The sequence below is a fragment of the Thioclava arctica genome (assembly GCF_040892615.1).
Classification (GTDB): Bacteria; Pseudomonadota; Alphaproteobacteria; order Rhodobacterales; family Rhodobacteraceae; genus Thioclava; species Thioclava arctica.
Genome location: NZ_JBFRYC010000002.1, coordinates 173,101 through 190,192, shown reverse-complemented (window position 1 = coordinate 190,192; position 17,092 = coordinate 173,101). Strand labels below are relative to the sequence as shown.

Genomic DNA, 17,092 nt, shown 5'->3' with positions numbered 1-17,092 from the left:
GGAGCGTGCGATGCAGACCATTCTAACGATCACTCTCAATCCGACGGTGGATGTCGCGACCTCAGCCAAAGATATCTTGCCCGAGCGAAAGCTGCGCTGCTCGCGCCCGGTCTTTGATCCCGGCGGTGGCGGGCTCAATGTCAGCCGTGCGATTGCTGCACTCGGGGGGAATTCGACCGCTTTTGTGGCGCTGGGCGGCCCGACCGGGGATAAGGTGATGCGGCTTTTGGCCGAGGCGGGTATCGGCGTCTATCCCTTTCCAGCACCGGGAGAAACCCGTCTTAGCCTGACCGCCACGGACACCACCTCGGGCGAGCAGTTTCGCTTTGTCATGCCCGGTCCCGACTGGTCTGAGCGCGACGTGTCAAAGGCGCTTACCCGGATTGCGCGCGCTGCCCCCGAAGGTGGGATTGTCGTGTTGTCGGGCAGCCAACCCCCCGGCGTTCCCGTGGATTTTCCCGCAAGGCTTGCCGCCAAGATCGCGCGCACGAAGGCGCAGCTGTTTCTGGATACCTCGGGCAAGGCGCTGCACCACCTGCTAGAGAGCAAATGCCAGCCCGCAGATCTGCTGCGGATGGATGAGTTGGAGGCGGTGGAACTGGCCGGGCGCGATTTGCCCACCCGCGCCGACAGCGCCGACTTTGCCCAAGATCTGGTGCGCCGCGGGTTGGCCCATGCGGTGATCGTGGCGCGCGGTTCTGAGGGCAATGTGCTGGCCACCCGCGAGGGGCGCTGGTTTGCCAAGGCCGCCAAGGTCACGGTGGTGTCCAAGGTGGGCGCGGGCGACAGTTTCGTGGCCGCCTTTACGCTGGCACTGGCGCGCGGCAAGCCCTTGCCCGAAGCGTTGCGTCACGGCGCGGCAGGGGCGTCGGCGGCGGTCACTTCGCCGGCAACCGAGCTGTGCAGGGCGCGCGATGTCAAAAACCTGCTGAGCCAATGCCCGGTCAGCGAAATTTGAACACGCCGCGCGTTCGGGGGATATCTGCGCTTGTTCCTTAAGCGTTTCACGCCCTGCGCCGCGTCGCTTTTTGCCCCAAACTGCCGTATCTGGCGAATTGGGCTTGTCAGGGCTGTGGCGGCTCGGCTATGCGATTGGGTATTGGATACGGGAGACGCTGCGGAAACATCCGCAGGGCCGAAGGAGCAACCGCCCCGGTAAACTCTCAGGCAAAAGGACCGCATTCAATAAAGGACTCTGGAGAGTGGCGCCGCATGCGCCCGCCGAAGGGATAACGATCTCAGGCGCCCGACCCCGTTAGGGTAGGGCAAGGACAGAGGGGGCATCGGGCGGGCCATTTGGCCCATTGGTCGATGCCGGACGATCCGGCTGAACGGGAGAAGGCCGGAATGAGCGATCTGCACAAGACGCCGCTTTACGATTTGCACATGGAACTGGGCGCGAAAATGGTGCCCTTCGCGGGCTATGCGATGCCCGTGCAATACCCGCTGGGTGTGATGGGTGAGCATCTGCACACCCGCGCGCAGGCCGGGCTGTTCGACGTCAGCCATATGGGGCAGGTGATCTTGCCGGGCGCTGGCGCGGCGGAAGCCCTTGAGGCGCTGGTGCCGGTTAGTCTGATGGAGTTGGCTGAAGGCCGTCAGCGCTATGCGATGTTCACCAATGACGCGGGTGGTATTCTGGACGATCTGATGGTCGCCAATCGCGGCGATCACCTGTTTGTCGTGGTCAATGCAGCCTGCAAGACGGCCGATCTGGCCCATTTGCGTGCCCATATCGAGGGCGTTCAGGAAATCACCGACCGCGCGCTTTTGGCGCTGCAGGGTCCCGCCGCCGAGGGCACGCTTGAGGCCTTGGTGCCCGGTGTTGGCGCGATGCGGTTCATGGATGTAGCGACGTTCGGCTGGCAGGGCGTCGATCTGTGGATTTCGCGTTCGGGCTATACGGGCGAGGACGGATTTGAAATCTCGGTGCCTGCGCCGCAGGCCGAGGCCTTTGCCCGCGCGCTGCTGGCGGATGCTGCGGTGGAGCCGATCGGTTTGGGCGCGCGCGACAGTCTGCGCCTTGAGGCGGGGCTGTGCCTTTATGGCCATGACATCGACACCACGACCACCCCGGTCGAGGCCAATCTGGCTTGGGCGATCCAGAAAATCCGCCGCACAGGCGGCGCGCGCGCGGGCGGCGTTCCCGGTGCCGAAGTGATCTTGGCGCAGCTAGACGGCGGGGCTGCGCGCAAGCGCGTCGGGTTGCGCCCCGAAGGCCGTGCGCCGATGCGCGAAGGCGTTCAAATTTTCGCTGATGCCGAGGGTGGCGCGCCGATTGGCACCGTCACTTCGGGCGGCTTTGGCCCCTCGATTGCGGCGCCGATGGCGATGGCCTATCTGCCCAGCGAGCTGACTGAGGGCACAATCGTTTATGGCGAGGTGCGCGGCAAACGTCTGCCCGCTGTTATCGCGCCGATGCCCTTCCAACCCACTACCTACAAACGCTGAAAAAGACCACGAGGGAGACCGAGAATGAAATTCACGCAAGACCATGAATGGCTCAAGGTTGAGGGCGATCTTGTGATCGTCGGCATCACCGAACATGCCAGCGAGCAGCTGGGCGATGTTGTTTTCGTCGAATTGCCCGATGCCGGGACCGAAGTGTCGCAAGGCGATGAGATTTGCGTCATCGAAAGCGTCAAGGCGGCCTCTGATATCGCCGCGCCGCTGGATGGCGAGATCGTTGAGATCAACGAGGATCTGGCCGACAATCCGGGCCTCGTGAACGAAGATCCGCTGGGCAAGGCTTGGTTTTTCAAGATGAAACTGGCCGACCAATCCGCACTTGATGGCTTCATGGACGAGGCCGCCTACATCGAATTTATCGGATAATCCTCATGTTTACCCCCACGACCTATGACACCTATGATTTCGCCAATCGCCGCCATATCGGGCCGTCGCCAGACGAGATGACCGAGATGCTCAAGGCCGTGGGGGCGCGCGATCTTGAGGCGCTGATCGATGAGACAGTGCCCAAATCCATCCGTCAGGCGCAGCCGCTTAGCTGGGCGCCGCTCACCGAATATGCGCTGCTGCAAAAGATGGAAGAGGTGGCCAAGAAAAACCGCGTGATGGTCAGCCTGATTGGGCAGGGCTATTACGGCACGGTCACGCCGCCCGCGATCCAGCGGAATATTCTTGAAAACCCGGCTTGGTATACCGCCTACACGCCCTATCAGCCCGAGATCGCGCAGGGGCGTCTTGAGGCTCTGTTGAACTTTCAGACGATGGTGTCGGACCTGACCGGGCTGCCGGTGGCCAATGCTTCGCTGCTCGATGAGGCGACGGCGGCGGCCGAGGCGATGGCGATGGCGCAGCGCGTCGCAAAATCCAAGGCGACCGCGTTCTTTGTTGATGAAAACTGTCATCCCCAGACGATTGGCGTGATCCAGACCCGCGCCCAGCCCTTGGGCATCGAGGTGATCGTGGGCGCGGCCGATGATCTGGTCGCCGATCAGGTGTTCGGCGCGATTTTCCAATATCCCGGCACCTATGGCCATGTGCGTGATTTCACCGCCCAATGCGAGGCGCTGCATGGGGCCAAGGCCGTGGCAATCATGGCCACCGATCTGCTGGCGCTGTGCCTGCTGAAGGAACCCGGCGCGATGGGGGCTGACATCGCGGTCGGCTCGGCGCAGCGTTTTGGTGTGCAGATGGGCTATGGCGGGCCGCATGCTGCCTTTATGGCGTGTCGCGATGATATGAAACGCGCGATGCCGGGCCGGATCGTGGGGGTCTCGGTCGATTCCCATGGCAACCGCGCTTATCGGTTGTCGTTGCAAACCCGCGAGCAGCATATCCGCCGCGAAAAAGCGACTTCGAATGTTTGCACCGCGCAGGCGTTGTTGGCGGTGATGGCCAGCTTTTACGCGGTGTTTCACGGGCCGATGGGGCTGCGCGCGATTGCCGAGCGCGTGCATTTCACCACCACGCAGCTTGCGCAGGCGCTGCGTGATGCGGGCGCTGTGGTTGAGCCAGAGGCGTTTTTCGACACGCTCACCGTCAAGGTCGGCGTGGGCCAGCAGGGGATCATGGCCGCGGCCCGTCATCGCGGCATCAACCTGCGCAAGGTCGGGCGTGACCGCGTGGGCATCTCCATCGACGAGACCACCGATGCGGGCATCGTGACGCGGCTTTTGGATGCGTTCGGGATCACCGAGACCCCCGGTGATCTGGGCGCGCTGGGCGTGCCCGAGGCGATGCTACGCGCCAGCGATTACCTGACCCATCCGGTGTTTCACATGAACCGCGCCGAGTCCGAGATGATGCGCTACATGCGCCGCCTGTCGGATCGCGATCTGGCGCTGGACCGGGCGATGATTCCGCTGGGCTCGTGCACGATGAAATTGAATGCGGCCGCCGAGATGATGCCGCTGACATGGCCGGAATTCGGATCGCTGCATCCGTTCGTGCCTGCCGATCAGGCGGCGGGCTATCACGAGGCCATTTCCGATCTGACCGAGAAGCTGTGCGAAATCACTGGCTATGATGCGTTCTCCATGCAGCCTAATTCGGGCGCGCAGGGCGAATATGCGGGGCTGTTGACGATCTCGGCCTATCATCGTGCCAATGGCGATGATCAGCGCGATATCTGCCTCATTCCGATGTCGGCGCATGGCACCAACCCGGCCTCTGCCCAGATGGCGGGGATGCAGGTGGTCGTAGTCAATTCCGCGCCCAATGGCGACGTGGATCTTGAGGATTTCGAGGCCAAGGCCAAGGCTGCCGGCGCGAAACTTGCGGCCTGCATGATCACCTATCCCTCGACGCATGGCGTGTTTGAGGAAACGGTGAAGCGGGTCTGCGAGATCACCCATGAACACGGCGGTCAGGTCTATATCGACGGGGCCAATATGAACGCGCTGGTAGGGCTGGTGAAACCCGGCGAGATCGGCGGCGATGTGAGCCACCTCAACCTGCACAAGACCTTTGCGATCCCGCATGGCGGCGGTGGTCCCGGCATGGGCCCGATTGGCGTGCGCGCGCATCTGGCCCCCTATCTGCCGGGGCATAGCGAGACGGGTGAGGGCACTGGCGCGGTGAGTGCGGCGCCTTACGGATCGGCCTCGATCTTGCTGATTTCATGGGCTTATTGCCTGATGATGGGCGGGGCGGGGCTGACGCAAGCCACGCGCGTCGCAATCTTGAACGCGAACTATATCGCGGCGCGGCTGAAATCGGCCTATCCGATCTTGTTCATGGGCAATCGGGGCCGGGTGGCGCATGAGTGCATTCTGGACACGCGCAAATTTGCTGAGGTGGGCGTGAGCGTTGATGACATCGCCAAGCGCCTGATCGACAACGGGTTTCACGCCCCCACCATGTCTTGGCCCGTGGCAGGCACCTTGATGGTAGAGCCGACCGAAAGCGAAACCAAGGCCGAGATCGACCGCTTTATCACCGCCCTTCTGGCGATCCGTGACGAGATCGCGGCGGTGGAGGCAGGAGAGATCGCCGCCGAGGACAGCCCGCTGCGCCACGCCCCCCATACGGTCGAAGATCTCGTGGCCGATTGGGATCGGGTCTATTCGCGCGAGGCCGGGTGTTTTCCGGCAGGCGCGTTCCGGGTCGATAAATATTGGCCACCCGTGGGGCGCGTCGATAACGTCTTTGGCGATCGCAACCTGATCTGTATCTGTCCGCCAGTGGAGGCCTACGCGGCGGAGTGACAGGCTGCGGGCCACGCTTGATCGCAGTTTGCTGAACGCCATCGTGCCCAGCATTTGCAAATCCTGTCGTGGCAATCGATGTCGCCACCTTTCAGAGGTCGCAAGGCGGTCTGTCCAGTAAAACAGGGGCGCGGATGTGAGTCCGCGCCCCAGCTTGGCGTAATGGGTGCCCAAGCGAGGCTCCTAATTGCTGGACGCATAAGCGCGCGCAGGCTAAATCGGGAACCAACGCGAGAGGGAGACCCGCATGAGCCGTAATTTCACCCGCCGGGGGAGTCTGGTTTTAGCCGCCGGGGCTGCCGCATTGGCCGCAGCACCCGCACTGGCCGCGCCCGAGGTCACGCTGCGCCTGCATCAGTTTCTTCCCGAGACGAGCTTTGTGCCCGCCCATATTCTGAACCCGTGGATTGCCGCGGTCGAGGCCGCCTCGAACGGGCGCATCAAGATTGAGCATTACCCCTCGATGCAGCTGGGTGGCAAACCCACTGATCTGGTCGATCAATTGACCGATGGCGTGGTTGATATCATTTGGACGCTGCCGGGCTACACGCCGGGGCGCTTCCCGCGCACCGAGGTGATGGAGCTGCCGTTCATGGTGGCAGATGCAGGCCCGGCTTCGGCAGCGCTGTGGGATCTGGCGCAATCGGACATGATCGACACGGATTTTGCCGATCTGCATTTGCTGGGCATTTGGGTGCATGGGCCGGGCGTCATCCACGCCAACAAAGCGGTGCGCGAGATCGCTGATTTCAAAGGGCTGAAATTGCGCGGACCCTCGCGGGTGACGACCAAGTTGCTCGAACATTTTGGCGCGACGGCGGTCGGCATGCCGGTGCCAGCCGTTCCCGAGGCGCTGTCGCGGGGCACGATTGACGGGGCGCTGCTGCCTTGGGAAGTGTCGGCCTCGCTCAAGATCGGGGAATTGGTGCATCATCACACCGAATTTGCCGGCCCCTCGATTTACACCGCCAGTTTCATCCTTGCGATGAACAAGGATCGTTTCGCCAGCTTGCCGCCCGATCTGCGTCAGGTGATTGAGTCTGTGTCGGGGGCTGCGTTCTCGCGCGCGGCGGGCACGGCGCAACAGGCCGAGGATATCCCCTCGCGCCAAAAAGCGGTCGATCTGGGCAATGAGATCATCACCATTCCCGCCGAGGAGACACCCGTTTGGGTGGCCGCCTCGCAGCCCGTGATTGACGATTGGGTCGCCGAGATGGACGGGCGCGGCGTTGATGGCGCGGCGTTGCTGGACAAGGCCCGCGCGTTGATCACAGCGCATTCGGGCTAGTATGCGCGTCGGGATTGAGCGCGCGGTGCAGGCGCTGGCGCTGGCGGGTGGTTTGGTTTTGCTGGCGCTGGTCGTGATGACAGTGCTGTCGAGCCTTGGCGCGCTGGGTTTGAAAGGCGCGCAGGGGGGGTGGCTGCCGCAACCCTTCGCGATTGGCCCTTACAAGGCTGGCTATGAGATCGTCGAACTGGCGCTGCCCGGTATCGTTTTCGCAATGATCCCGCTGGTGCAACTGCGCCATGCCCATGCGCGTGTCGAGTTGCTGCGCGGACGAGGCGCGCACGGGTTCGACGTGTTTTGGCAAGTCGTGGCGGCGGCTATGTTTGCGCTGATCGCATGGCGGATCGGGCTTGGCATGGCGGGCAAGATGCGCTCTGGCACCGAGACATTTCTGCTGGCTCTGCCGGTGTGGTGGGGCTATGCCGCTTGCCTTCCGGGCGCGTGGGGGGCGGCGATCGTGGCCCTGTATAACGCTGTGCGGCAGGAGCGGGCATGAGTGATTTTGCGCTCGCGCTGGGTTCGTTTCCGCTGCTGTTGCTGTTGATTTTTCTGCGCGCGCCAATCGGTCTGGCGATGCTGGTGATCGGCGCGGGCGGGCTTTGGGCGGTATCAGGCAGCCCGCAGCTTTGGCTGGCCAAGATGAAAAACGAGGGGGTCTCGACCTTCTCGCATTACGAATTGTCGGTGATCCCGATGTTCCTGTTGATGGGCCAATTCGCGACCCAAGGGGGCATGAGTCGGGCGCTGTTTCGCGCTGCCGATGCGCTGATCGGGCATCGCCGGGGCGGGCTGGCGATGGCGGCCATCGGGGCCTGCGCGGGGTTTGGCGCGATCTGTGGCAGTTCGCTGGCGACAGCGGCCACGATGGGGCGTGTTGCGATCCCCGAGATGCGCGCGGCGGGCTATTCCGGTGCGCTTTCCACGGCGGCGCTGGCGGCGGGGGGCACCTTGGGTATCCTCATTCCGCCCTCTATCGTGCTGGTGATTTTCGCCATCCTGACCGAGCAGAATATCGCCACGCTGTTTGCCGCTGCCGTGTTGCCGGGGTTGCTGGCAGTGCTGGGCTACGGGCTTGCGGTGCAGGCCTATCTGATGCGCCACCCGCAAGCGGCGGGCGAGAGGCGCGCGCCGATGCCGTGGGGGCAGCGCCGGGCTGCGCTGCTGGCGATCTGGCCGGTAATCGGGATTTTTGCACTCGTGGTGGGGGGCATCTATGGCGGCGTTTTCTCGCCCACCGAGGGCGCGGCGATTGGTGCGGCGCTGACGGGGATTGCGGCTTGGGCCGGGGGAGGATTGCGCGCGGGCGGCTTTATCCGCGCGCTGCTGGCGACCGCCGAAACCACAGGCATGGTATTTTTCATCATCCTCGGCGCGGCCGTTTATAACGGGTTTCTGGGCTTTGCGCGGATGCCGCAGGAGCTGGCGCAAATGGTGGCGGGGCAGGGGCTTAGCCCGTGGCTGGTGCTGATCGCGATGCTGCTACTTTTTCTGATTTTGGGCTGTTTCATGGACAGCCTGTCGATGATTTTGCTAACACTGCCGACATTCTGGCCAATCATCTCTGGGCTCGATTTCGGGATGGACGCGCAGGCTCTGGCGCTTTGGTTTGGCGTTTTGGTGTTGATCACCGTCGAGGTCGGGCTGATTACGCCGCCGGTTGGGCTCAATCTGTTCGTCATCGGCGCGATTGAGGGGCGCACGCCCGCGCCGCAGACTTGGCGCGCGGTGATCTGGTTCGTGGGGGCCGATCTGACCCGGATCGCGTTGATTTTGACCATTCCTGCGATTGCCTTGCTGCCACTGTAGATGGCGATGAAATAGGGCGATGATTTTTGCGCCGATCTGTGCAATTCTACCCCAAGGAGGATCGTTCATGACAGAAATTACCAGTGATTTCAGCGGCCAAACTGTGATTTGCACCTTCGAGATGACGCCGGCGACGGCCTCGGAATTGATGGAAAAACTGCAATCGGCCTATAGCGAGGTGATCTCGAAAGCGCCCGGTTTCATCGGTGCGGGGCTGCATATGAATGACGCTCAGACCCGGATTGCGACCTATTCGAAATGGCGCGAGCGGGGCGATTATCAGGCGATGCTGCGCAGCCCGGAAATGATTGCGCGCAACCGCTACATCAATACGCTGTGCCGCAGCTTTGAGCCAGTGATGTATGAGGTGGCCGCCAATTACTGATCGCGCTTGAGCCGACGGAACCTACGCCGCACGCTCAGCGTTAATATGTCAAAAGACAACCCGGAGAGAGACATGGAAGACGTTCTTCAAACCATCGGCGTGATCGGCTTTATCCTTTTGGTGCTCGCAGGGCTTTTGGCGGGCTGGCTGGCCAGCCTTGTTGCGGGCGGGCGTCATCGCGGCGCCTATCTGGCGATTGGCGTGCTGGGCGCGCTTGTTACGCCGTTCATCGTTGCGATTTTGGGCGGTGCGGTGCTTGCAGCAGGTGGCTTGCTGGCAATTATCGCGATGGCTTTGGTTGGGGCTGCCGTCGTTTTGGTGATCGGCAAGCTGATCCTTGATTAACGTCTAAACCCCCGCCACCAAAGAAATTTCAGCCAAGCTCCGCCCTCGCGCAACCATGTGCGGGGGCTTGTTTTATGCGCCGGGCAGGATGAGCGCGCGTTGACCCCAAGGGCGCGCGCCACCGCGCGGGCGCGCGGGGCGTGATAGCAATCGGTGACCAGCACAATCGCGCCCTGCGCGCCGCTTATCTCCAAGCCAAAGGCGATATTCTCGCGTGTCGAGGTCGAGCGATCCTCGCGCAAAAGCGCGGTCTCAGGCACGCCCTGCGCGCGCAAGAGCTGCACCATCGCCTCGGCCTCGCTGGGCGGGTGTTTTCCAAGTCCGCCACAGCAGATAAGCCGCTGGACCGTGCCTGCGTGATACAGCTTAGCTCCGTGGCGCACCCGCCGTTTCAGCGTGGGCGAGGGCTGCCCGCCGGGCCAAACGGCGGCCCCAAGGATGAAAGCGTCGGTCATACTGCTATGGCTAGCCGCCCGCGCATCGCGCGACAAGAGGTGCAAATCTATGCTATGATGTAGAAAAGGGAGAAAACAATGCGTGCCATTTTGTTTGCGGCGTTGGTCTGCGCCACACCTGCGTTTGCCGATCCGGTCAATATTCGCCCCGACGTGATGTCTGTCACGGTGCAGACGGCGTCTGGCCCGGTCGAGATTTCGCGCAATCAGGACAATGCCAATATGCTGTCGGGTGAATGGGCGCGCACCTCACGTCCTTGCCCGAGTTTCTGTATTCAACCGATGGTGCCCGCGCCCGGTGTGACACCGATTGGCGAGTTGGAAATCATGCAATTTCTCAATGATCCCAATGTGGTGGTGGTCGACGGTCGGGTGCGTCGTGACTTTGAAGGCGGCGCGATTCCCGGTGCGATCAACATCCCCTATACCGAGGCCGCGGATCGTTTGGGAGAGCTGGGATGCGAGCCCGATTTCGACGGTTTCGACTGTTCGGGCGAGGCGGTTAAATCAGTCGCGCTTTATTGTAATGGCGCGTGGTGCGGCCAATCCCCCACCGCCGCGCGCCGCATGATCGAGGCTGGTTATCCGGCGGAGAAAATCTACTATTATCGTGGCGGAATGCAGGCCTGGCGGATGTTGGGGCTGACTGTGACGGAGTGAAGCATCAAAATTTTGCCAGATTTTCCGTCTAGCCAGTCTGGACGGAATTTTTGATGAGGTGAATTTTGTCTGCGCTTTTTTCCAGTCCAATTACGTCGGCCGCAATGGGTGTGGCGCTGATCGCTCTTGTCGTCGTTCTGTGAATTGCCACGGGCAGGGGTGGGGCGCAGCGATACGTTTTGATAGATGGCTCAAACGTGCTGTATTAGCGCACCGAGACGCCCGACCTGTCTCTGCTCAGGGCGCTGGTGGTGCAGGGGCGACGCCTCTGGTCTGGTTTGATGCAAATGCAGGCTATCTGATTTCGCAAAAATATCGCAGAGAGCAGAGTTTTTCAAAGGCGCTTGGCCTTCCCGCGCGCATTGTCATCAATGACCGCTACCGGGACTGGGTCGAGATCTATCCCATCCTCAAGACACGCGATCTGCTGATCAAGGGGCGCTGGCGCGATGGCGATGTCATTCTTTCCGCCTCGCTTCAGGAGCCGCTCAAAGAAGCGGCTTAACGCCCCTTCCGCCGCTTCACTCCTCCACGCTGCCCCGGTCGCCCGGCCGTGGACCGACCGCTGGCCTTCACCGCCGCTTCGCTCGCGGCTTCGACGGCGGATTGGCGCGCCAGCGGGTCGTCGTGAATCGCAAGGTCCACCGCCTCCAGACGCTTGACCTCGTCACGCAAACGGGCTGCTTCCTCGAATTCTAGGTTCTCGGCGGCCTTGCGCATTTTCAACCTGAGATCGTGCAAATGGGCGTCAAGATTGGCCCCAATTTTCACATTTTCAACTTTTGCGGTGACGCGCGACATATCTGTGTCGCCCTGATAGAGGCCCGCCAGAACATCTTCGACATTCTTCTTGATGGTCTCGGGCGTGATGCCGTGTTCGATGTTATACGCGACCTGTTTGGCGCGGCGGCGATCAGTTTCATCCATTGCGCGCTGCATGCTGCCGGTGATCCGGTCGGCATACATGATCACCCGGCCCTCCGAGTTGCGCGCCGCCCGACCGATCGTCTGAATGAGCGACGTTTCCGAGCGCAGGAACCCCTCTTTGTCGGCATCCAAGATCGCGACCAATCCGCATTCGGGAATGTCCAAACCCTCGCGCAGCAGGTTGATCCCGATCAGCACATCAAACGCCCCGAGTCGCAGATCGCGCAAAATCTCGATACGTTCGATGGTGTCAATATCGGAGTGCATATAGCGCACCCGCACCCCCTGTTCATGTAGATATTCTGTAAGATCCTCGGCCATGCGTTTGGTCAATGTGGTGACCAAAGTCCGGAACCCCTTGGCTGAAACCTTGCGGATTTCGTCGAGCACATCATCGACCTGTGTCTCGACGGGACGGATCTCGATCATCGGGTCAATCAGGCCGGTCGGGCGGATCACCTGCTCGGTAAAGACGCCACCCGTTTGCTCCAGTTCCCATTTCGACGGGGTGGCTGAAACAAAGACCGATTGCGAGCGCATCGCATCCCATTCCTCGAACTTCAGCGGGCGGTTATCCATGCAGGACGGCAGGCGGAACCCATGTTCGGCCAGCGTGAATTTGCGCCGATAGTCGCCGCGATACATGCCCCCGATCTGGGGCACGGTGACATGAGATTCATCCGCAAAAACAATAGCATTGTCGGGGATGAACTCAAACAGGGTCGGCGGCGGCTCGCCGGGGGCGCGCCCTGTGAGATAGCGCGAATAGTTCTCAATCCCGTTGCACACGCCGGTCGCTTCCAGCATTTCGATGTCGAAATTCGTGCGCTGCTCCAGCCGCTGCGCTTCCAGCAATTTGCCCTCGTCATTGAGCTGTTTGAGGCGTTGCGTCAGCTCCACGCGGATGCTTTTGGTGGCTTGCTGCAGGGTCGGGCGAGGCGTCACATAGTGGCTGTTGGCATAGATCCGTATCTGCTCAAAGCTGTTGGTTTTCTGACCCGTAAGCGGGTCGAATTCGGTAATCGATTCAAGTTCTTCACCGAAAAAGCTAAAGCGCCATGCGCGATCTTCGAGGTGGGCGGGCCACAGATCGACCGTGTCGCCCTTGACGCGAAACGCGCCGCGCTGAAACGCGGCATCAAGACGCTTATATTGCTGGGTCACCAATTCGCCGATGAATTGGCGCTGCTCGATCAGATCGCCGATCTTCATATCCTGGGTCATTGCCGAATAGGTCTCGACCGAGCCGATCCCGTAAATGCAACTCACCGAGGCCACGATAATCACATCGTCGCGTTCCAGCAGCGCCCGCGTGGCCGAGTGGCGCATCCGGTCGATCTGTTCGTTGATCTGGCTTTCTTTTTCAATGTAGGTGTCCGAGCGCGCGACATAGGCTTCGGGTTGGTAATAGTCATAGAAAGACACGAAGTACTCGACCGAGTTCTCGGGAAAGAAGCTTTTGAATTCGCCATATAATTGCGCCGCCAAGGTCTTGTTCGGGGCGAGAATGATGGCAGGGCGCTGGGTCTGTTCGATCACCTTGGCCATGGTAAAGGTCTTGCCCGTGCCCGTTGCGCCCAGCAACACCTGATCACGCTCGCCCTCTTGCACGCCTTTTGCGAGTTCCGCGATCGCGGTGGGCTGGTCGCCAGCGGCCGAAAATGCCGTATGCAATACGAACCGCTTGCCGCCCTCAAGCTTGGGGCGAGTCAGCACCTCGGGGCGCGGCTTGGGTTGATCGGTGGTATTGTGGGGCATCGCGGCATCCTTTGGCTGTCCCTAAAGTTGTCCTCTTTTCGTTCGCATTCAAGGGGTTGTGGAATGTGTAAACACAAGGTTAAGAGTTTTGATATAATTGTATCATTAAACCAATGCCTTAGGTGAATATTTTCCTTGCTGAATCGATGGGGTGTTCGCATTATGTTCAGGCAAGCAGCATAGATCTGTCGGCCGACGCATCACCCCACCCCTCGCTCCCCAAGTCGGCCGACAGACACCCTTCTGCTTTGAAATACCCGGTTCCGATCCGGGGTTGGCCTGCGATCCGGGGCTTGCGATTTCGCTTGGATGCACTAAGACGGTGGGAAAGCATCGCACAGGAGTTTGCCCATGCGCGCACGCATTTATCAGCCCGCCCGCAACGCCATGCAATCGGGCATTGGCAAGACCAAAAAATGGGTTCTCGATTATGTGCCCGTTGACTCGCGTGAGATTGACCCTCTGATGGGCTGGACCTCGTCGGATGACACGCAATCACAGGTGCGCTTGCGCTTTGAGACCCGTGAGGCGGCGGAAGATTACGCCAAGGAGAACGGTCTCGACTATGTCGTCACCGAACCCCATGGACGCGCTGCCAATATCCGCCCGCGTGGCTATGGCGAGAATTTCGCCTCGGATCGCCGCGCGAACTGGACGCATTGAACGCACCACGCTTCGTGCGATATCGCCAATCTTTCAACGCTTTCAAGGGCGGCCCAGCGGTCGCCCCTTTCCTTTGAGGCCGCCTATGACCATCTCCCATCTTGTGACCCATTCCGGCGGCTTTCATGCGGATGAACTTTTGTCCTCGGTCGTTCTGACGCGAATTTTCCCGAAGGCTGAGATCGTGCGCAGTCGCGACGTGGCGTGGATCACACCTGCGAAAGATCGCATTATCTATGATGTGGGCGGTCAGTTTGATGCCGCATTGCAGATTTTCGACCATCATCAGCGCCCCAATCCGCTGCGCGAAGACGGCCAGCCCTATAGCTCGTTCGGCCTGATCTGGGCGCAATATGGTCAGGACTATTTGCGCGCGATGGATGTGCCCGAGCGCGATATTGAGGCGACCCACGCCTCGTTTGATCGCGGCTTCGTACTGCCGGTCGATCTGCTTGATAATGGTGCGGTGAATGCGTCTGAGGCGGGGCCACTCTTTGCTGGACTGACGCTGCCGGTGCTGCTGGAAAGCCTTAAACCGGTGTTTGATGATCGTGAAGAGGGTGCGGATGATCGCGCCTTTAGCGCTGCGCTGTCGGTGGCGCGTGCCTTCGTCGAGGCCCAGATCAAGCGCAAAGCCGCTAAATTCCGCGCTGAGTCGATGGTCATGGCGGCAATCGATGCCGCCGGGGCAGGGCGCATTCTGGAATTGCCGATGGGCATGCCGTTTCGCTCTGGCGTGGAGCAGGCGGGGGCCGATCATCTGCTGTTCGTGATCCATCCGCGCGGCACCGATTGGGCGCTGGGCACGATCCGCACGGGCGAAGACACGTTTGCCACCCGCGCCGACCTGCCCGCCGCATGGGCGGGACTGACGGACGCAGCGCTTGAGGCTGCCAGTGGCGTAAGCGGTGCGAAGTTTTGCCATAATGGCCGTTTCATCGCGGTTGCAAACAGCCGTGACGCGATTGTGCAAATGGCGGAACTGGCGGTTCAAGAGGCCTTGGCGCAGTAAAATTGGCGTAAAAAACCGCCTAGTTTGCTATTGTGCGGCGAATTGGCTGTATACATTTGCGCCTGCAGCCTATATTGGACCTGATCTTGCGCGGCTTCGGCGGTGCATCTGACGCGCCCTTGCCGCAATTCCACGGACCCCACCTATCATGATCTCTCCCCTTACCGAAGCGCTCGCCGAGCGTGGCTATGACAAATTGACCCCTGTGCAGGAAGCGGTGACTGACCCCGCTCTGACGCAGTCTGACCTGCTGGTTTCGGCGCAGACCGGATCGGGGAAAACCGTGGGCTTTGGCCTTGCGATTGCGCCCACCTTGATGGGCGATGAGATGCGGATGGGGCCGGCGGCGTTGCCGTTGGCGCTGGTCGTCGCTCCGACGCGCGAGCTGGCCTTTCAGGTCATGCGCGAGCTGAGCTGGCTTTACGCCAAGACCGGTGCGCGGGTGACCTCTTGCGTTGGCGGCATGGATATGCGCGACGAACGTCGTGCGCTGGAGCGTGGCGCGCATATCGTCGTGGGCACGCCGGGCCGTCTGAGCGATCACATCCGTCGCGGCTCGCTTGATCTGAGCGATGCGCGGGCTGTGGTGCTGGATGAGGCCGACGAGATGCTGGATCTGGGCTTTCGCGAGGATCTGGAATTCATCCTTGCCGATGCCCCGGAAGAACGTCGCACGCTGCTGTTTTCCGCGACCGTCTCGCCGCCGATTGCCAAGCTGGCCGAAAAATTCCAGCGCAACGCCAAGCGCATCAATACGCTGGGCGGCGCAAGTCAGCACGCCGATATTGCCTATCAGGCGATCCGCGTCGGCCCGACCGATAGCGAACATGCGATCATCAATCTGCTGCGCTATCACGACGGAGAAAGCGCGATTGTTTTCGCCAATACCCGTGCGGCGGTGAACCATTTGACGGCGCGTTTGGGCAACCGGGGCTTGGCCGTGGTGACCCTGTCGGGTGAACTGAGCCAGACCGAGCGCACCCATGCTTTGCAGGCGATGCGCGACGGGCGTGCGCGTGTTTGTGTGGCCACCGATGTGGCTGCACGCGGGATCGATCTGCCGAATTTGAACCTCGTGATCCATGCCGATCTGCCGGTCAACACCGAAGGCTTGCTGCACCGTTCGGGCCGCACGGGCCGCGCTGGGCGCAAGGGGATTTCGGCGCTGATCGTGCCGCCGCGCGCGACCAAAAAGGCCGAGCGCCTGTTGCAATTTGCCAAGATCAAGGCCGAATGGACCACCGCGCCGCGCGCCGAAGATATTTTGCGCCGCGATGAGGATAATCTGCTGGCCGATCCGGCTTGGGATGCGGTGCCTTCTGCCGATCAGGCCGATTTCGCCGAGCGTTTGCTGGCTCAGCATTCGCCCATCGAGATCGCCGCCGCCTGTCTGCGCCTGTATCGCGCGCAGAAATGCGCCCCCGAAGAGCTGATGGCGCCCGATGCCAAGGCCCCGGCACGTGATCGCAAGCCCTTTGGCCCGAGCACATGGTTTGCTCTGTCGGTCGGTCATGATGACCGTGCCGAGGCGCGCTGGCTGCTGCCGCTTTTGTGCCGCGCGGGCAATATCGAAAAGGACGGCATCGGCGCGATCCGCGTGCAGAAAACCGAGACCTTTGTCGAGCTGTCGCAAGCCTATGTGGCGGGTTTCAATGCGGCCCTTGGGTCGAATGGTGAACTGGAAGAGGGCGTGAAGGCGCGCCAGTTGGATGCGCCGCCGCAACTGGCCCCAGCAGGCCGGGGTGGCCCGCCGCAGGGCGGACGCAGTTTTGATGACTCTAATGCGCCGCGCAAACCGCGCACCGGCCCGAAGCCAAAATTCAACGCGCCCCGCGATGGGGACGCCGCGGGCAAGCCCGCGCGTGAAAAACGCGCGCCTTGGCAGCCCGAAACTGCGCCTGAGCCGAAGTTCGACAAAGCTGCTGGCGGCGATCCGGCGGGCAAAGGCAAATTCGGCAAGCCGAAAGCGGCCAAGGGCAAACCCGATGGGAAACCAGCGGGTAAACCCAAGGCGAAATATAGCGCCAAGCCTAAGGGTAAGCCGTCAGGCCCGCGCAAGCCTCATCGTGGGGCCGCGAAATAAGCGGGTTCTCAACCGTTAAAACTGAACGATCCTAGCGG

Annotated in this window: 16 protein-coding genes and 1 riboswitch; of the genes, 14 read left to right on the top strand and 2 right to left on the bottom strand. The window is 61.5% G+C overall.

From position 1 onward, the window contains the following. Positions 1-10 precede the first annotated feature (10 nt). The 9 genes from AB4874_RS03830 to AB4874_RS03790 all read left to right on the top strand — a co-directional run bounded on the left by AB4874_RS03830 (position 11) and on the right by AB4874_RS03790 (position 9,496). Positions 11-958 (top strand): 1-phosphofructokinase family hexose kinase, encoded by a 948-nt coding sequence (locus tag AB4874_RS03830; protein WP_295534610.1) that lies wholly within the window; start codon positions 11-13, stop codon positions 956-958. Between the two features lie 138 nt (positions 959-1,096). Further along, a riboswitch (glycine riboswitch) is annotated at positions 1,097-1,189 on the top strand. Between the two features lie 158 nt (positions 1,190-1,347). Beyond that, entirely contained in the window at positions 1,348-2,451 is a 1,104-nt protein-coding gene (gene gcvT, locus AB4874_RS03825; RefSeq protein WP_368391000.1) for a glycine cleavage system aminomethyltransferase GcvT, read from the top strand. Between the two features lie 24 nt (positions 2,452-2,475). Continuing rightward, positions 2,476-2,835, top strand: a complete 360-nt coding sequence (gene gcvH, locus AB4874_RS03820; protein WP_295534605.1) for a glycine cleavage system protein GcvH — start codon at positions 2,476-2,478, stop codon at positions 2,833-2,835. Between the two features lie 5 nt (positions 2,836-2,840). Continuing rightward, the gene (gene gcvP, locus AB4874_RS03815) at positions 2,841-5,672 is read left to right on the top strand and encodes an aminomethyl-transferring glycine dehydrogenase (protein WP_368390999.1); all 2,832 of its coding nucleotides are present in this window, start codon (positions 2,841-2,843) and stop codon (positions 5,670-5,672) included. Between the two features lie 247 nt (positions 5,673-5,919). Then, positions 5,920-6,960, top strand: coding sequence for a TRAP transporter substrate-binding protein (locus AB4874_RS03810; RefSeq protein WP_368390998.1), 1,041 nt, complete (start codon positions 5,920-5,922; stop codon positions 6,958-6,960). 1 nt (position 6,961) lies between these two features. Then, a complete protein-coding gene (locus AB4874_RS03805; protein WP_368390997.1) occupies positions 6,962-7,456 on the top strand; it encodes a TRAP transporter small permease in 495 nt (164 codons plus the stop codon). Continuing rightward, the gene (locus AB4874_RS03800; protein WP_368390996.1) at positions 7,453-8,766 is read left to right on the top strand and encodes a TRAP transporter large permease; all 1,314 of its coding nucleotides are present in this window, start codon (positions 7,453-7,455) and stop codon (positions 8,764-8,766) included. Before AB4874_RS03805 ends, AB4874_RS03800 begins: the two co-directional genes overlap by 4 nt. 67 nt (positions 8,767-8,833) lie before the next feature. Beyond that, complete coding sequence (locus tag AB4874_RS03795) at positions 8,834-9,151, top strand: antibiotic biosynthesis monooxygenase family protein (RefSeq protein ID WP_295534592.1); 318 nt, start codon at positions 8,834-8,836, stop codon at positions 9,149-9,151. 72 nt (positions 9,152-9,223) lie between these two features. Further along, positions 9,224-9,496, top strand: a complete 273-nt coding sequence (locus AB4874_RS03790; RefSeq protein WP_295534590.1) for a GlsB/YeaQ/YmgE family stress response membrane protein — start codon at positions 9,224-9,226, stop codon at positions 9,494-9,496. Here AB4874_RS03790 and AB4874_RS03785 read toward each other — a convergent pair. Continuing rightward, the gene (locus AB4874_RS03785) at positions 9,493-9,951 is read right to left on the bottom strand and encodes a YdcF family protein (protein ID WP_368390995.1); all 459 of its coding nucleotides are present in this window, start codon (positions 9,949-9,951) and stop codon (positions 9,493-9,495) included. The genes AB4874_RS03790 and AB4874_RS03785 overlap by 4 nt on opposite strands. A gap of 78 nt (positions 9,952-10,029) precedes the next feature. On the opposite strand from AB4874_RS03785, the gene AB4874_RS03780 reads away from it, so the two are divergent. Both AB4874_RS03780 and AB4874_RS03775 read left to right on the top strand, forming a co-directional pair. Beyond that, positions 10,030-10,611: a rhodanese-like domain-containing protein gene (locus tag AB4874_RS03780; protein ID WP_368390994.1), complete on the top strand. Its 582-nt coding sequence runs from the start codon at positions 10,030-10,032 to the stop codon at positions 10,609-10,611. 58 nt (positions 10,612-10,669) lie between these two features. Then, on the top strand, positions 10,670-11,116 hold the full coding sequence (locus tag AB4874_RS03775; protein ID WP_368390993.1) for a hypothetical protein: 447 nt from the start codon (positions 10,670-10,672) through the stop codon (positions 11,114-11,116). Here AB4874_RS03775 and uvrB read toward each other — a convergent pair. Next, positions 11,113-13,296, bottom strand: a complete 2,184-nt coding sequence (uvrB, locus tag AB4874_RS03770; RefSeq protein ID WP_368390992.1) for an excinuclease ABC subunit UvrB — start codon at positions 13,294-13,296, stop codon at positions 11,113-11,115. The two genes, AB4874_RS03775 and uvrB, sit on opposite strands and share 4 nt — an antisense overlap. A 351-nt stretch (positions 13,297-13,647) precedes the next feature. On the opposite strand from uvrB, the gene AB4874_RS03765 reads away from it, so the two are divergent. The 3 genes from AB4874_RS03765 to AB4874_RS03755 all read left to right on the top strand — a co-directional run bounded on the left by AB4874_RS03765 (position 13,648) and on the right by AB4874_RS03755 (position 17,054). Beyond that, entirely contained in the window at positions 13,648-13,959 is a 312-nt protein-coding gene (locus tag AB4874_RS03765; protein ID WP_295534577.1) for an ETC complex I subunit, read from the top strand. 85 nt (positions 13,960-14,044) lie between these two features. Next, on the top strand, positions 14,045-14,971 hold the full coding sequence (locus AB4874_RS03760) for an MYG1 family protein (protein WP_438273434.1): 927 nt from the start codon (positions 14,045-14,047) through the stop codon (positions 14,969-14,971). A gap of 148 nt (positions 14,972-15,119) precedes the next feature. Then, on the top strand, positions 15,120-17,054 hold the full coding sequence (locus AB4874_RS03755) for a DEAD/DEAH box helicase (protein WP_295534573.1): 1,935 nt from the start codon (positions 15,120-15,122) through the stop codon (positions 17,052-17,054). Positions 17,055-17,092: the final 38 nt, after the last annotated feature.

Bases quoted from the DNA above. Each gene is read 5' to 3' on its own strand.
- AB4874_RS03830 (WP_295534610.1), top strand. From the start codon at position 11: ATGCAGACCATTCTAACGATCACTCTCAATCCGACGGTGGATGTCGCG.
- gcvT (WP_368391000.1), top strand. From the start codon at position 1,348: ATGAGCGATCTGCACAAGACGCCGCTTTACGATTTGCACATGGAACTG.
- gcvH (WP_295534605.1), top strand. From the start codon at position 2,476: ATGAAATTCACGCAAGACCATGAATGGCTCAAGGTTGAGGGCGATCTT.
- gcvP (WP_368390999.1), top strand. From the start codon at position 2,841: ATGTTTACCCCCACGACCTATGACACCTATGATTTCGCCAATCGCCGC.
- AB4874_RS03810 (WP_368390998.1), top strand. From the start codon at position 5,920: ATGAGCCGTAATTTCACCCGCCGGGGGAGTCTGGTTTTAGCCGCCGGG.
- AB4874_RS03805 (WP_368390997.1), top strand. From the start codon at position 6,962: ATGCGCGTCGGGATTGAGCGCGCGGTGCAGGCGCTGGCGCTGGCGGGT.
- AB4874_RS03800 (WP_368390996.1), top strand. From the start codon at position 7,453: ATGAGTGATTTTGCGCTCGCGCTGGGTTCGTTTCCGCTGCTGTTGCTG.
- AB4874_RS03795 (WP_295534592.1), top strand. From the start codon at position 8,834: ATGACAGAAATTACCAGTGATTTCAGCGGCCAAACTGTGATTTGCACC.
- AB4874_RS03790 (WP_295534590.1), top strand. From the start codon at position 9,224: ATGGAAGACGTTCTTCAAACCATCGGCGTGATCGGCTTTATCCTTTTG.
- AB4874_RS03785 (WP_368390995.1), bottom strand. From the start codon at position 9,951: ATGACCGACGCTTTCATCCTTGGGGCCGCCGTTTGGCCCGGCGGGCAG.
- AB4874_RS03780 (WP_368390994.1), top strand. From the start codon at position 10,030: ATGCGTGCCATTTTGTTTGCGGCGTTGGTCTGCGCCACACCTGCGTTT.
- uvrB (WP_368390992.1), bottom strand. From the start codon at position 13,296: ATGCCCCACAATACCACCGATCAACCCAAGCCGCGCCCCGAGGTGCTG.
- AB4874_RS03765 (WP_295534577.1), top strand. From the start codon at position 13,648: ATGCGCGCACGCATTTATCAGCCCGCCCGCAACGCCATGCAATCGGGC.
- AB4874_RS03760 (WP_438273434.1), top strand. From the start codon at position 14,045: ATGACCATCTCCCATCTTGTGACCCATTCCGGCGGCTTTCATGCGGAT.
- AB4874_RS03755 (WP_295534573.1), top strand. From the start codon at position 15,120: ATGATCTCTCCCCTTACCGAAGCGCTCGCCGAGCGTGGCTATGACAAA.